Origin of the sequence: Bacillus sp. NP157 (genome assembly GCA_018889975.1) — a bacterium.
Taxonomy (GTDB): domain Bacteria; phylum Pseudomonadota; class Gammaproteobacteria; order Xanthomonadales; family Rhodanobacteraceae; genus Luteibacter.
On record CP076546.1, the window covers coordinates 3,027,449 to 3,042,385 of the forward strand.

At 67.6% G+C, this 14,937-nt stretch carries 14 protein-coding genes; 4 read left to right on the forward strand and 10 right to left on the reverse strand.

Annotated elements, in window-relative coordinates; genetic code table 11:
- Positions 1-10 precede the first annotated feature (10 nt).
- A complete protein-coding gene (locus KPL74_13960) occupies positions 11-760 on the forward strand; it encodes an AraC family transcriptional regulator (protein QWT18846.1) in 750 nt (249 codons plus the stop codon).
- Positions 761-920: 160 nt separating this feature from the next.
- The gene (locus KPL74_13965) at positions 921-1,370 is read left to right on the forward strand and encodes a MarR family transcriptional regulator (GenBank protein ID QWT18847.1); all 450 of its coding nucleotides are present in this window, start codon (positions 921-923) and stop codon (positions 1,368-1,370) included.
- Here KPL74_13965 and KPL74_13970 read toward each other — a convergent pair.
- On the reverse strand, positions 1,367-1,999 hold the full coding sequence (locus tag KPL74_13970) for a homoserine/threonine efflux transporter (GenBank protein ID QWT18848.1): 633 nt from the start codon (positions 1,997-1,999) through the stop codon (positions 1,367-1,369). The two genes, KPL74_13965 and KPL74_13970, sit on opposite strands and share 4 nt — an antisense overlap.
- A 200-nt stretch (positions 2,000-2,199) precedes the next feature.
- On the opposite strand from KPL74_13970, the gene KPL74_13975 reads away from it, so the two are divergent.
- Complete coding sequence (locus tag KPL74_13975) at positions 2,200-3,495, forward strand: NupC/NupG family nucleoside CNT transporter (GenBank protein ID QWT18849.1); 1,296 nt, start codon at positions 2,200-2,202, stop codon at positions 3,493-3,495.
- Between the two features lie 3 nt (positions 3,496-3,498).
- Positions 3,499-4,353 carry a hypothetical protein gene (locus tag KPL74_13980; protein ID QWT18850.1) on the forward strand — a complete coding sequence of 285 codons (855 nt, stop codon included), beginning with the start codon at positions 3,499-3,501 and terminating at the stop codon, positions 4,351-4,353.
- Positions 4,354-4,507: 154 nt separating this feature from the next.
- Here KPL74_13980 and KPL74_13985 read toward each other — a convergent pair whose 3' ends face one another.
- The 9 genes from KPL74_13985 to KPL74_14025 all read right to left on the reverse strand — a co-directional run bounded on the left by KPL74_13985 (position 4,508) and on the right by KPL74_14025 (position 14,899).
- Positions 4,508-5,278, reverse strand: coding sequence for a glutaminyl-peptide cyclotransferase (locus tag KPL74_13985; GenBank protein ID QWT18851.1), 771 nt, complete (start codon positions 5,276-5,278; stop codon positions 4,508-4,510).
- 154 nt (positions 5,279-5,432) lie between these two features.
- Entirely contained in the window at positions 5,433-8,069 is a 2,637-nt protein-coding gene (locus KPL74_13990) for a M1 family metallopeptidase (protein QWT18852.1), read from the reverse strand.
- 99 nt (positions 8,070-8,168) lie between these two features.
- Entirely contained in the window at positions 8,169-9,407 is a 1,239-nt protein-coding gene (locus KPL74_13995; protein QWT18853.1) for a sel1 repeat family protein, read from the reverse strand.
- A gap of 107 nt (positions 9,408-9,514) precedes the next feature.
- A complete protein-coding gene (locus tag KPL74_14000; protein ID QWT18854.1) occupies positions 9,515-11,443 on the reverse strand; it encodes a response regulator in 1,929 nt (642 codons plus the stop codon).
- The gene (locus KPL74_14005; GenBank protein ID QWT18855.1) at positions 11,430-12,278 is read right to left on the reverse strand and encodes a hypothetical protein; all 849 of its coding nucleotides are present in this window, start codon (positions 12,276-12,278) and stop codon (positions 11,430-11,432) included. Before KPL74_14005 ends, KPL74_14000 begins: the two co-directional genes overlap by 14 nt.
- On the reverse strand, positions 12,265-13,287 hold the full coding sequence (locus KPL74_14010) for an ATP-binding protein (GenBank protein QWT18856.1): 1,023 nt from the start codon (positions 13,285-13,287) through the stop codon (positions 12,265-12,267). The genes KPL74_14005 and KPL74_14010 overlap by 14 nt, the downstream gene beginning before the upstream one ends.
- Positions 13,278-13,679 (reverse strand): anti-sigma regulatory factor, encoded by a 402-nt coding sequence (locus KPL74_14015; GenBank protein ID QWT18857.1) that lies wholly within the window; start codon positions 13,677-13,679, stop codon positions 13,278-13,280. The genes KPL74_14010 and KPL74_14015 overlap by 10 nt, the downstream gene beginning before the upstream one ends.
- Entirely contained in the window at positions 13,679-14,038 is a 360-nt protein-coding gene (locus KPL74_14020) for an STAS domain-containing protein (protein QWT18858.1), read from the reverse strand. Before KPL74_14020 ends, KPL74_14015 begins: the two co-directional genes overlap by 1 nt.
- 3 nt (positions 14,039-14,041) lie before the next feature.
- On the reverse strand, positions 14,042-14,899 hold the full coding sequence (locus tag KPL74_14025) for an STAS domain-containing protein (GenBank protein QWT18859.1): 858 nt from the start codon (positions 14,897-14,899) through the stop codon (positions 14,042-14,044).
- Positions 14,900-14,937 lie beyond the last annotated feature (38 nt).

A 14,937-nucleotide genomic window follows, 5' to 3' on the forward strand; every position in this document is an offset into this window, starting at 1 on the left:
GGGATCGGCCATGTACCGCGCCGAGATCACCTGTCCCGTCAGCTTTCCACGCACGCCGACGCTGGTCATCGACCTCGCGCTGCGTTCTGCCGCCCTCGACCGGCCCGCGGAAGGGACCCACATCCAGGCCCTGCGAGACCGCTCCGCGCTGACCGAGATCGTGCTGGGCGCCGATGCCGGTGCGGACGACGACCTGCTGCTGGTCTATCGCACGGGTAACCGCTGCGACCAGGGCGCCAACGCTATCCTGTTCCGCCGTCATCCGGTCGGAGCCGAAGCGGTGCACGCCCCCGCCGTGCGCAGCCTCGCCGAGGTGCTGTTCGACACGCTGCGCTCCGAGTCGCCCAACGCCGCCTTGCTTGCCCACGTCGCCATGGCGCTGCGCTCGGTGGTTCCCGCGCCGTCGCGCGATGACGGTGCGACCGTGCGCGGTGGACTGGCGCACTGGCAGGAGCGCCGCGCGCTGGCCTTCATGGAGCAGCGCCTGGACCAGTCGTTTCCCGTTTCGGATGTCGCCGACGCATGCGGCCTGTCGGTCAATCATTTCTCGCGCGCCTTCCGGCGCACCCTCGGCAAGCCACCGCATCGATGGCTGCTTGACCGGCGCATCGAGCGTGCCCGCGAACTGCTTCGCACCACGCCGCTCGCCCTTGCCGACATCGCCCTTGCCTGCGGCTTTGCCGAGCAGAGCCACTTCACCCGCGTGTTCACCCGGCTGGTCGGCATGCCGCCGGGTGCATGGCGTCGATCGGCGGAATAAACAGCACCAAGGCTCGCGAGGATCCACCAAGGACACGCGTTTTAATCAATTACGTTCGGCCGCAGGTTGCGTATGATGGTGTGTATACCATCCACCGTTATCCCCTTCCGGGGCGCGAGAGCCAGGCAGGAACATCCATGAGCACGGAAACCGCAAGCCCATGAGCGGCGATACCTCCACACCCGCCGCGACCTTGCACCTTGGAAGGGACCTGATGCTCGCGGGCTCGCGGTTGCGTGATGCGGTGGGTCGTCGTGCGCAGCGCGAGTTCGGGATCACGGCGCTGCAGGGCGACATGTTGCTGTTGCTCGCCACCCGCGGCAGCATGATCTCGACCGAACTGGCCGCCGCCTGCGGGGTGAATGCAAGCACGGTGACCCATGCCGTCGATGCCGGGATCGAACGTGGCCTGATGAAGCGCACGCGCAACGACGCGGATCGCCGCCTGGTCGACATCGGCCTGACCCCGGCGGGCAAGCGCATGGCCGAGCGCGTGCGCGCGCTGATCGCCGACGTGGCACGCAACGCGCTGGAAGGCGTGGGTGCGCCGCACCTGCTGGTGCTGGCCGAGAGCCTGGCCCAGGTCAGCAAGAACCTCGATCGGTACTAGATCGCCCGGCGCGCGAGGATCAGGTGCAGGCCGAACAGGGTGAAGATCGCCCCGGCGCCGCCGTCGATCCAGCGGCTGGCGCGGACGTAGCCGCGGCGCATGGCCGGGAGGGCGAAGATCGCCGCGACCACCCCGAACCAGAGGAAGGTCTCGGCGGTGACCATGGCCCACAGGCCCCAGCGGGCGCCGGCCTGGATGCCCTCGCCGACGAAGGCCGAGAAGATCGACGCGAAGTAGATCGCCGCCTTCGGGTTGGCCAGGTTGGTCAACAGGCCGCGCAGCAGGGCCCGGCCGGGACTGGAGCCACGTACGTCGACAGTCGGCACCGCGGCATCCGGCCGCGCCTTCCACGAAGCCCGCAGCATCTGGATGCCCATCCAGCAGAGGTAGGCGCCGCCGGCGATGGCGATGCCACGCTCCAGCCAGGCCAGGCGGTGCAACAGTAGCTGCAGGCCAAGCAGGGCCAGCGCCGCCCAGACCGCCACGCCCATGGCGATGCCGACCACCCCGGCGATGGCCTCGCGGCGCGAGCGGCTGGCGGCCAGCTGGCTGACGAAGAAGAAATCCGGGCCAGGCGTGACCAGGGCCACGAGCTGGACGATCGCAAGGGTAAGGAAGGTCGAAGCCATGGCGGGAGTATAGCGACCACGCCGTTCCTGGCGGCCTCGACGCCCCATCCCGGCGCCCCCACTTCCCACCCGCACCCCCTCTTTCACGCTTTTTTCGCACCGCGCCTTGCCCCCCACGGCCACCTCCCGTAACCTCGCGTTTTTTAAAGCGGTCACGGGGCTACCCCCGGCCTCCCATGGGGTAAGTCACGATGCTGGGTATGCTCGGCCACGTTCTGTTTGGCCTGTTCGGTTTGGCGGTGCTCGTCGGTATCGCTTTCTGCTTCTCCAATAACAAGCGGTCGGTGGACTGGAAGCTGGTCGCCACCGGCATCAGCCTGCAGATCGTCTTCGCCGCCATCGTGCTGAAGGTGCCGCTGGGCCGCGACGTCTTCGACGCCATCGCGACCGGCTTCGTGCACCTGCTCGACTACGTGGAAGTGGGCTCGCGCTTCATCTTCGGCTCGCTGCTGGACACCGATAAGTTCGGCGTGATCTTCGCCGTGAAGGTGCTGCCGACCATCATCTTCTTCGCCGCCCTCACCGGCGTGCTGTACCACATCGGCGTCATGCAGCAGATCGTCAAGGGCATGGCCTGGGTGATCACCAAGGTGATGCGCGTGTCCGGTGCGGAAACCACCAGCGTCTGCGCCAGCGTGTTCATCGGCCAGACCGAAGCGCCGCTGACGATCAAGCCGTACATCGAACGGATGACCCAGGCCGAGCTGATGACCGTCATGATCGGCGGCATGGCCCACATCGCCGGCTCGGTGATGGCCGCCTACGTGGCGATGCTCGGCGGCGACGACCCGGCCTCGCGCCTGTTCTACGCAAAGCACCTGCTCACCGCCAGCGTCATGGCCGCCCCGGCGACGATGGTGCTGGCCAAGATCCTGGTCCCCGAAACACAGGAACCGCTGACCCGCGGAACCGTGAAGATCGAAGTCGAGAAGACCACGGCCAACGTGATCGACGCGGCCGCCACGGGCGCCGGCGACGGCCTCAAGCTGGCGCTGAACGTCGGTGCCATGCTGCTCGCCTTCATCGCCCTGATCGCGCTGGTGAACGGCCCGGTGCAGTGGGTCGGTACGATCGGCGGCGACCACAGCATCAATGCGTGGCTGACCGCTAACGCCGGCCATCCGGTGGTGTTCAGCCTTGAAACCATCTTCGGCTGGGTGCTGGCCCCGGTCGCCTGGCTGATCGGCGTGCCCTGGCACGACGCCAGCCTGGTCGGCAGCTTCATCGGCGAAAAGGTCGTCATCAACGAGTTCGTCGCCTACGCCGACCTCGCCAAACACCTGCCCGACCTGTTGCCGGAAAGCCGCCTGATCGCGACCTACGCGCTGTGCGGCTTCGCCAACTTCTCGTCCATCGCCATCCAGATCGGCGGCATCGGTGGCCTCGCCCCGAACCGTCGTGCCGACCTCGCCCGCCTGGGCCTGCGTGCGGTGCTCGGCGGTTCCATCGCGACCTTCATGACGGCGACCATCGCCGGCGTGCTCGAGCGATTCTGATCGATGGCCGATATCCGCCTGCTGGTGGTGGGCGGGTATAGCGAGGAAGAGCGCTGGCAGACGCCGCGCCTTCCGCGCACCGGCGAGCCGTCCTACGCCGACGCCTTCGAGCGCCGGCCGGGCGGCAAGGCGTTCCACCAGGCCGTCGCCGCATCGCATGCCGGCGTCGGCACGGGCCTGATCGCCGCGATCGGCGACGACGTCATCGACCCCTCGGGACTGCCGCCGCTGGTCGACGCCCGCTGGCAGGTCACCACCGGGGTCCGCACGGGGCGCACCGCGCTGATCGTGGACCCGGCCGGGCAGACCCTCTCCGCGTTGTCTTCCGGCGCCAACGACCGGCTGGACATGGCCTTCGTCGCCGCGCAGACCGATCTGTTCGAAGGCGCGTCGGTGCTGCTGGCGTCGACCGAAGCCAACATCGACACCATCGCTGCGACGCTGGACCTCGCCGGCGCGCATCGCCTCCTGCGCATCCTCGATCCGGGTCCGCTACCGCCGGGCCTGTCCGTGCGCGAGTTCGCCAGCACCGACGTGTTGTTGCTCAGCCTGCACGAGTTCGCCCGCTGCTGTGCGCGCTTCCTGTCGATCGAGATCACCGCCAGCGCGGTCACCGCGATGGACGACACCACGATCAACGCCCTCGCCCGCCGCCTGTGCGCGGGCACGGTGGTGGTGTCGCTGGACAAGAGCTGCCTGGTCTCGCACGGCAGCGATCGCCACGGCGACCACGCCGACGTCTATCGCGTGCCGATGTGCGGCCACGGCGATGCATTCAAGGGAACGCTCGCCGCGCGACTGACCCAGGAAGGCTGCTTCCGCGACGCCCTCCAGGCCGCCTGCACCGCAGTGGTGTAGGAGCGCGCCTGCGCGCGATTGGGTGCACCGATTCCTCGCACGCTAGATTGGGCGCATCATTCTTAGCTCGCAAGATTGGGCGCATCATTCTTAGCTCGCGCGATCGACCGCACCGTTTCCTCGCTCCGTTGGCTTTTCGCGCGCAGGCGCGCTCCTACGGGTGCAGGCGGATTTCGTAGAGGGTTTTCCAGCGTTTGCCGGTGACGAAGAGCCGATCGCCCTTCGCGTCGTAGGCGATGCCGTTGAGCACGGCGTCGATGTCCGCCTGGTTGGGCTGTTCCTTCGCAAGCGCCGTGAGGTCGAGCCAGCCGATGACGTGGCCGCTCTTCGGATCGATCTGCGCGATGCGGTTGGTCTGCCACACGTTGGCGTAGATCACGCCCTTGACCCATTCCAGCTCGTTGATCTTCTGCAGCGGCACGCCGCCGGCGGTGACGCTGATGCTGCCGGTCTGCCGGAACGTGTCGGGGTCGAGCACGCGGATCACCGGGGTGCCGTCGCTCATGTACAGGTGGGTGTCGTCGCGGGTCAGTGCCCAGCCTTCGCCGCTGTAGCGGATACCTGCTTTCAGCTCGAAGGTGTTGCGGTCGTAGAGGAAGCCGACGCCTTGCTGCCAGGTGAGCTGGAGCAGGTAGGGCCCGCTGAAGATGATGCCTTCGCCGAAGAAGCCCTGGGGTACGTCGCGTTGCTGCACCACTTCGCCGGTTTCCAGGCGCACCTTGCGCACGCCGGCACCTTCGTACTCGCCGGTGCTCTCGTAGAGGAACCCGTTGTCGTAGACGAGGCCTTCGGTGAAGGCTTTCGGGTCGTGCGGGTAGCGGTGGACGACGGTATAGGCGTGGGTGGGCGCGTCTTTGGCGGCCGCGGGCATCGCGGCGGTGGCCAACGCGAGGGCGGCGGCGACCAGGGAGGCAGGCTGTGGCATCGGTCGTTCGAAGGTCAGACTACGCGGACTTGCGCGCGACCGAGGTTACCGTAACCTCGATCGCGCGCAAGGTGCGCTTTTTGCGGTGTGGCTGGGGGCGTGCATGGGGCACGCTCTCGCCATGGGGCAGTCGCGCGCGGGCGCGCTCCTACAATTACTTGCTGTTGTTCTTCAGCCAGGCGTCGACGGCGGGGAGGCGCTGGTCGCGCACCATCACGCGGTAGCGGATGGTGGTGGCGACGGTGTCCGCGTCACGGCGCGAGCCTTCGGCGATGTTCTTCGTCGCGAACGCCTGGACCTTGTCGATCGTCTTCAGGTCCAGCGAGCTCGAGGCCAGGGCCGGGTAGTAGCGCGCCGCCGAGGTGGAGTCGACGAAGGTGTTGACCTTGTCCATGTGCGCGACGGCGAAGTCGAAGCCCAGCTCCGGATGGCGGTACGAGACACCGCGGATCATGCTCGCGCTGTTGGTCGCGCCCGGCTCGTCGGTAAGGGCGAGGTCGAGCGCACGCTTTGCGAGGGCTTCGTCACGCGCCGCGGCGAGCAGCGCGTACAAGCGGTCCTTCACCAGCGGGGTCTTCTCCGCCTTCGCCTGCTCGTGCAGCTTGTCCCACGTGGCCGCATCCGCGTTGGTCGCGACCACGCCGAGGATGACCTTGCGCAGTTCGGTCGGCATGGCGTTGCTGGCGTAGCGCTTGCGGGCCTCGGCCACCACCTTCGCATCGCCGAGCGTGCCCAGCGTGCCGATCAGGTGCGAGCGCAGGATCGCGACAGGGGCTTCTTCGCCCTGCTTCGCTTCCCAGCCCAGCTGGTCCATCTTCGGCGACAGGCGTGCGATGGCGTACTTGCGGAACGCCGCCTGGCGCTTCGCGTCGCCGTCGTAGTAGCTGTCCAGGCTGGACAGGTCGCTGGCGATGTCGTCCCACAGCTGCGGCGTGGCGTCGACCTGCGCGGCCTTTATCAGGTCGAGCACGTCCGAGGTCGGCTGCTGGCCGACCATGCCCAGCGCCCAGGTATCGGCCATCACGCCGAGCTGGTCGATCGGGTCGAGCTTCGCGAAGGCACCCTGCACGGCCTTGGCCTGGGCCGGCGCATACAGCGTGCGGAAGTAACCGGTCTGGCCGGCATTGACCACGACCGGGCCACAGCCGGCGACGGTGATCGAACCGCTGCCGTTCTCGAGCAGCGTGGTCGACGGCGCGCCGCCGACGGTCTTCGCGATCACCGGCACGTGCCAGGCCAGGGCCTTCTTGTCCGGGCGGTCACGGGTGAACTCACCCTGCGACAGCTTCACGGTGGTGGAGCCGTTCGCGCAGGTGACCGATTCCACCTTCACCAGCGGGATGCCCGGCTGGAGGGTGAAGTCATGGGCGATCTGCGACACCGGCTTGCCCGCCGCCGCGTCGATCTCTTTCCACAGGTCGTCGGACACCGTGTTCGAATAGGCATGCGCCTTGATGTAGGCCTGCACGCCCTTGCGCCATGCATCCGGGCCCACGTAGGCCTCGAGCATGCGGATCACCGACTCGCCCTTGGCATAGGTGATGGCGTCGAAGGCCTGGCTGGCCTGCTCCACCGTTTCCACGTGCTGCACCACCGGATGCGTCGTGGCCACGGCGTCGCGGCTCATCGCGCCTTCGCGGGTGCCGACGGCGTCGAGGTTGGTGTGCCATTCCGGGTGCAGGCGCTCGGTGGTGCGCGAGGCCAGCCACGAGGCAAAGCCTTCGTTGAGCCACAGGTCGTCCCACCAGCGCATGGTCACGAGGTCGCCGAACCACTGGTGCGCCATTTCATGCGCCGCGGTGTTGAACACTTCCTGCTTGTCGCCCTGGGTGGAAATGCTCGGATCGAGCAGCAGCGCGTATTCGAACGTGTAGATCGCACCCCAGTTTTCCATCGCCGAGAAGAACTGGCTCTGGCCCGGCGAAGCGATGTTGTCGAGCTTCGGCAGCGGGTACGGCACGCCGAAATAGCTGTTGTATTCCTGCAGCACCGCCTTGCCGGAGTCCAGCGTGAACTGTGCCTGCGAGGTCAGGCCCTTCTGGGTGATGACGCCGATTTCGACGCCTTCGCTCTTGGTGGTGATGCGATCGAATTCACCGGTACCGAAGAACACCAGGTAGGTCGACATCTTCGGCGACTGGCCGAAGGTCCAGGTGGTCATGCCGTTTCCGACGTCTTTCTTCGAGGCGGCTGGCATGTTGCTCACCGCCATGTCCTTCGTGGGCACGGTGGCGCTGAGGGTAAAGGTGGCCTTGTAAGCCGGCTCGTCCCACGAAGGGATGAAGCGGCGGGCATCGGAGTTCTCGAACTGCGTGTACAGCGCGCGCTTCTTGCCGTCGGCCTTGGTGTCGTAGTCGATCGCGAACAGGCCGTTGGCCTGGGTGCCGATCTTGCCGGTGTAGTCCATCGACAGGCGGTAGGCGCCGGCGGGCACGGCGTGGTCGAAGGTGAACGTGGCGGTCTGGTTCGCCGCATCGACGGAGACCTTCGGCGCGGCGAACCTGGCCTTGCCCTTCACCGGGGCGAGGACGACGTTGGCGAACGTCATGTCGATGGCGTTGAGGGTGATCGTCGCGGTGGGCTCGAGCACGTCGATGTCGATGCCGACCTTGCCATCGAACGCCAGCTTGTCGGCGTGCGGTACGACGACCACGTCGTAATGCGACGGGCGGACGCTGCGCGGCAGCTGGGTGGTGGCGAGCTGGGCATCGGCGGTGGCCGGCGCGGCGACGGCCACGGTGGAGAGGCCGGAAAGCGCGAAGGCGATCGCGCTGACGAGTGTTTTACGCATGGGGAACCCCTGGTGGTGGACCCAGCGATGGTCCGCCGCCGATGGGGTGGTTAGATAGCGCCGGAAGTCATGCTCGCAGGATCCTGCGAGTCGACCGGCTCACCAGAACTTCCACCAGCGCGGCCGGTCCAGCTTGCGCAGGGCCTGCAGGTGGCCGCGCGAGGCGGCCTTGCGGAACCAGGCCCGGGCGAAGGCCGTGTTGGCCGGCACCCCGTCGCCACGCTCGTGCATGCGGCCGAGGTCGTACTGCGCCTCCGGCACGCCCTGGTTGGCCGATAGGCGCAGCAGCCGCAGCACTTCCTCGACATTGCGCGGCACACCGCGGCCACCGTCGATCATCCGGGCCAGCGCGTGCTGGGCGTTGGCATGGCCACGCTCGGCGGCCAGCGCCAGCCAGCGGACCGCGTCGGGGTCGTTACGCGCGATGCCATCGCCGGTCGCCAGGCGCATGCCCAGCTGGTACTGCCCGGCGGCGTCCTGCGGGCCGGTCGCGACCTGTCGCGGCGTGGCCTCGGGCAGGGCTTCTTCGGCGTCCAGCTCCGCCAGGCGCTGCTTTGCCTCACTGTCGCCCTGTGCCGCCGCCTGGCCGAACCAGTGGCGAGCCTGCTCGATGTCGCCGGGGAGGCCGCTGGCCTCCAGGTACATCTTGCCCAGCGCGAATTGGGCGATGCTGTTGCCCAGTTCGGCGGCGCGACGGTAATGCCGTGCACCCATGACCGGGTCGCGGGCCACGCCCACGCCGTCGCAATACATGTGCGCGATGCTGCACAGGGCATCGGCGTAGCCGCGGCTGGCCGGTTCGCCGCGCTCGACCGCCTTCATGTAGAAGGCGAAGGCGAGCTCGGCGTCACGCGGCACGCCGCGCCCGAAATAATGCGAGACACCCAGGTTCACGCAGGCCTGGGCGTGGCCCTGGTCGGCGGCGAGGCCCCACCAGTGCAGCGCTTCGCGGCGGTCGGCGGTGACCCCATGGCCACGCGCATAGAGGGTGCCCAGCGAGCACTGCGCTTCGGCATGCCCGGCCTCGGCGGCACGCCGGTACCAGGCGGCGGCTTCGACGCTGTCGCGTGCCACGCCGCGGCCTTCGGCGTACTGCGTGCCGAGGCGGAACTGGCCATCGAGGTGGCCCTGGTCGGCGGCACGGCGTAGCCAGTGCGCCGAACGTGCCGGGTCTTCCGCCACGTGGTCGCCGGTGAAATACATGACGCCGACGCGAAACTGCGCCTGCGCGTCACCGAGCTGCGCATCTTTTTCGAGTCGCCCGAATCTCTGGAGGGCGTCCATCTCGGCGACGAATCGATGATCGCCGAGCACACCGCCCCTGGTCCCTTCCGACATTGCCGTCCCCTGCAAACGCCTGTCGTCGCTGTGGACGCATCATAAGGCCTTGCAGGGCCTTGGGATATCGGCAATTTCGGTGGAGCCCCGGCGGCCCCACCCCTCGGTCAGGCGAGCATCCCGCGCACCCGCAGCAGCAGGGTGTCGACCTCGAACGGCTTCAGCAGCATCTCCATGCCCGCGCCGAGGAAGCGCCCTGGCTCCAGTGCGTTCTCGGCGTAGCCGGTCATGAACAGCACGGGCAAGGTGGGCCGCCACGCGCGTGCGGTGCCGGCCAGGTCGCGGCCGTCCATGTCGGGCATGCCCACATCGGTGAGCAGCAGGTCGATGCCCTCGTCCCCACGCAGGTAGCGCAGGGCCTGGTCGATGTTGCCGGTGGAAATACAGTGGTAGCCCGCGCCTTCCAGCGCCGCGCAGGCCAGTTCGCGCAGCGAATCGGTGTCTTCGACCAGCAGGATGGTTTCGCCCCGGCCGCCCTCCACCTCGGTGTGGCGTGGCCGTACGGGCTCGATCTCGCCCTCGTCGGCCGGCAGCCAGAGCGACACATCGGTGCCCCGGCCCACCTGGCTCTCGATCACCGCGCGGCCGCCCGACTGCCGGGCGAAGCCGTAGATCATCGACAACCCAAGGCCGGTGCCCTTGCCGATCGGCTTGGTGGTGAAGAATGGCTCGAAAACCTTCTCCAGCAGCTCCGGATCGATGCCGGTGCCCGTATCGGACACGGTAAGGACGACGTAGGTACCCGGCTGCAGGTCGGTATCCGGGCCGGCGATTTCAAGCCGGGTGGAGAGGCGAATATTGCCGCCCGACGGCATGGCGTCGCGTGCATTGATCACCAGGTTGAGCACGGCGTTGTCGAGCTGGTTGCCGTCGACGCTGGCGACCATCCGCCCATAGGCCAGCTCGGAACGCAGCGTGACGTTCTCCCCGAGCGTGCGCCGCAGCATGTCCTCCATGGAGAGGACGCGTTCGTTCACGTCGGTCGCCTTCGCATCGAGTGGCTGCTGGCGAGCGAAGGCGAGCAGGCGATGCGTGAGCGCGGCGGCGCGACGGGCAGAACCCAGCGCGGCGTCGGCGAAGCGCTGCACGCCGGCGGGCCGCCCGGCTTCCACCTGGCGGTTGATCAGGTCGATGCCGGTGATGATGCTGGTCAGCAGGTTGTTGAAGTCGTGAGCGATGCCACCGGTGAGCTTGCCCAGCGCATCCATCTTCTGCGCCTGCACGAGCTGCGATTCGGTGCGCTCGCGGACGGCGATCTCCACGGCCAGCTGGGAGGTCGCCGAGTCGATCTGTTCCAGCTGCTCGCGTTCGCGGCGGCGCTGGTCGGTCACGTCTTCGACCGAAACCATGCCGGCGTGGTCACGATAGGGCGTGACCCGCCATTCGGTCTCGCGGATGCCATCGCGCGAATGCATGCAGAGCACGCCGCGCCAGCGGCGCATGCCATCGAGGGCGGCGCGCATCGCATCGAGCAGGTCGTTCTGGTCGGGTTCGAAACAGGCTTCGAGGTCGCCGCCGGAGCGCTCGAGCAAGCGGGCGAAGGCGTCGTTGCTCTCGATGACGTTGAGGCTGCCATCGACCACGGCCATCGGCGCACCGATGGTGGTGAAGATCTCGCGCACCCGTGCCTCGGATTCGCGCAGCGCCCGCTCGGTATCGCGCACGCGCAACAGGGTGCGGATGGTCGCCAGCAGCACGCCCGGATCGACCGGATGCGGCAGGTAACCGTCGGCGCCGTTGTCGAGGCCGGCGATCAGGTCCGCCGTGTCGATCGAGGCTGCGGAGACGTGCACCACCGGAAGCAACTGGGTGTCCGGGTTCGCGCGCAGGTCGCGGACGATGTCGAAGCCGCTCATGTCCGGCAGGTTCACGTCGAGCACGATCGCATCGATATCGTTCGCGCCGAGCATGGCCAGGCCGTCGGTGCCGGTGCCGGCTTCCAGCACGGTGTAACCGCCACGCTCCAGGGTGCGGCGCAGCGCATAGCGCGTGGGGACATTGTCGTCGACGACGAGGATCGTGTCAGGCGTCGCCATCGGCAGCCTCCATGGCCAGTTCCAGCGGCAGCAGGACGTGGAACACCGAGCCCTCACCGACGGTGCTGGAAAGGCCGACCTCGCCACCCAGCAGGTGGGCGAACTTGCGGCAGATCGACAGGCCAAGGCCGGTGCCACGCAGGCGCTTTTGCAACGGCGAATCGACCTGGGTGAAGTCTTCGAACAGCAAGGGCTGCAGGTCATCGGGGATGCCGATGCCGGTATCGCGCACCGAGAAGCGGACGTGGTCGTTGCCTTCGAGCGTGGCAGACACCCGCACTTCGCCACGCGGGGTGAACTTCAGCGCGTTGGAGATGAAGTTACGCAGGATCTGGGCGAGCTTCTTGTCATCGGTGTACAGCCGCGGCATGCCCTGCGGATCCTCGAAGATGAGGTCCGCGTCGGTGCCGTCGACGATCGGACGGAACATGCCGCGCAAGGCGGCGAACAGGTCCATCAGCTCGAACCAGGCAGGCGAGATGGTGATCCGGCCGGCCTCGATCTTTGCGAGGTCGAGCAGGTCGTCGACCATGTCGCTGAGCTCGCGCGCCGCACCGCTGACGAAGCCCACCTGCTTGCGCTGTTCGTCGTTGAGCGGGCCATCGAGCTCGTCGGTCAACAGCCGCGCGATGCTGAGGATGGAACCCAGCGGCGTGCGGAATTCGTGGCTCATGTAGCTGAGGAAGCGGCTCTTCAGCTCACTCGCCTGGCGCAGCTGGTCGGCCTGGTTGTCCAGTTCCGAGTACAGCGCCAGCACGCCCTGGTTGGTCTCGTCCAGTTCGGCGCGCAGTGCCGCGTTCTCCGCCTGCAGGCGATCGGTGTCAGCGTCGGTCATGGCTGGCCTCCAGTCGGATGGCGAAAACGGTGACATCGTCACGGCCTCGGCAGAAGTCGCGATGCAGCACCGAGGTAATCACGGAGGGATGGCGGAACAGCAAGCCCGGATAGTCGCGCAGGTTCCAGCGCGACTGCAGGCCATCGGAAAACATCACCAGCAGCTTACCGGTGGAATCCGGGAAATCGAACGCCTGCGCCGCGCGCGCTTTCGCGCCCACGATGCCGGGATGGGAAGCCAGGCCACGCGACTGCTCGGCAGTTTGCAGCGAGCCGGAGATGTTGCCGATCCCCACGTAGCGAAGTGCACCGCCGGGGCGATCGAAGCTGGCGAGGGCGACCGCGCCGCCGCGGGTGCCGGTCATCGCATCGTTGAGGCTGGCCATCAGCCCGATGGACTCGGCGTACGGATCGGCACACCACGCCGCGACGCACGCCTGCGCCGCATCATTGGCGGCGAAGCCGTGGCCAAGGCCATCGACCAGGAGCACGCTGATGCGATCGTCGCGCAAAGCCATGGCCCAGCCGTCGCCACAGACGGTTTCGTCGTGCAGCCGCTGCTGGCTTGCGCCGAAGCGGATGTCGGCCCTGGCGAATCCACGCGGATACATGCGCGCGAGCACCACGGCACCCCGATGGTCGGCGTGCAGGTCGAGGACGTCGGCCTGGCGCTGGATGGCGCCGAGGCCTTCGCCGCGCGAGCCGGCCGTGGAGTAGCCGTCGGGCATGCACTGCGCCATGTCGAAACCGGGGCCACGATCGACGCCGATCACCTCGACGCCGCGCGCGCCATTGCCGGGCACCACGTTGATGTGGATCTCGCCACGGCCGGCGTGGCGGAACACGTTGGTGGCCAGCTCGGTCGTCACGAGGGCGACGCGTGCCGCGTCGGTCTCGTCGAAACCGGCCACCACGGCCGCCTGGCTTGCCTCGCGACGCGCCTGGCCGACCTGGCTTGCATCTTCGATCGCCACGACGAGCGTCTGCTGGCCGGGATGGGTCACGTCCATTTGCAGATCGTCACGCGCGTTCCCGTGCCGGGGGCACTCTCCAGAGAGAATTCGTCGACCAGGCGGCGCGCACCGGTCAGGCCCAGTCCAAGGCCGTTGCCCGAGGTCCAGCCATCGGTCATGGCCAGCTTCATGTCGGCAATGCCGGGCCCTTCGTCGCGGAAAACCAGGCGCAGGCCCTTGCGGGTGCCCTCTTCCAACAGCTGCCAGTCCATGTCGCCGCCGCCACCGTAGATCACGGTGTTGCGGGCGAGCTCACTGGCCGCGGTGATCAGCTTGGTCTGGTCGACCAGGCGCAGGCCGGCTTCGACCGCGAGTTTGCGCACCAGCTGGCGCGCGAGCACGACGTCCTGTTCGATGCGTACGGGATGCGTGCCATGCGACGCGGTCATCACGAAAGCACGCGTGCGCGCAGCAGGTGCATGCCACGCTCCACGTTCAGGGCGGTGAGCACGCCGGGCAGTGTGAGTCCCAGTTCGACCAGGGTGATCGCGACGGCAGGCTGCATGCCGACCAGCACGGTCGAGGCGTCCATCACCTTCGACAGCCCGGAGATCGTGCCGATCATCCGGCCGATGAACGAGTCGACGATGTCCAGGGCGGAAATGTCGATGAGGACGCCCTTCGCCGAGGTCTTGCTGATCATGTTGGAGAGGTCGTCCTGCAGGGTCAGCGCAAGCTGGTCATGCATGTCGACCTGGATGGTGACGAGGAGGAACTCGCCCATGCGCAGGATCGGGATGCGCTCCATGGGTCAGGCTGCCTTCGTGACCTGGAAGCCGGTCCGCTTCAGCGCCAGCGACAGCGCATCGGCAAGGTTAGCCTTGGTGACGATGCCCTGCAGGTCGAGGCCAAGGTGCACGATGGTCTGCGCGATCTGCGGACGCACGCCGCTGATGATCGCATCGGCGCCCATCAGGCGGATCGCGGTGACCGTCTTCAGCAGGTGCTGCGCCACCAGCGTATCCACCGTAGGCACGCCGGTGATGTCGATGATCGCGATCTCCGAACCGGTGTCGACGATCCGTTGCAGCAGCGATTCCATGACCACCTGGGTGCGCTGCGAATCCAGCGTGCCGATCATCGGCAGTGCGAGCACGCCGTCCCACAGCTTCACCACCGGCGTGGACAACTCAAGCAGTTCTTCCTGCTGGCGGTTGATCACTTCCTCGCGGGACTTCTGGTAGGTCTTGATCGTATGCAGGCCCAGTCCGTCGAGCAGCTCGGATACGGCCCAGGTCTGCGAGGCAAGCGAAGCGGAATCGTCCGCGTACTCGCTCTGGAGCAGGTCGAAGATGGGGCGCTTCAGCGAGAAGATGAAGTTCGCCGTGCTGCCCGAATCGAAGCCCTGCACCGCGCGGGAGCGCGAGAGCTTCTCGAGGAAGCCGCGGGTCTCGCTCCATTCGTTGCTGGCGATGCTGCCGGCGTCGCCCGTGGCCGAGCCGGCGACCAGCAGGCGAAGGAAGTCACGCGTCTGCGCCTCGAACTCCGCCGCGCTGATGCGCGAATCGCGCGACGCGCCGGTCGACTCGAGGTTGGCCGACCAGCCAGCCAGCAGGGTCGGCTCGTTCTTGCGGATGGAATCGATGGTGCGCTGGCTGAGTGCGGACATTGGGAACCCCCTTGGTAAAGCACTATGATGCGGCGCAC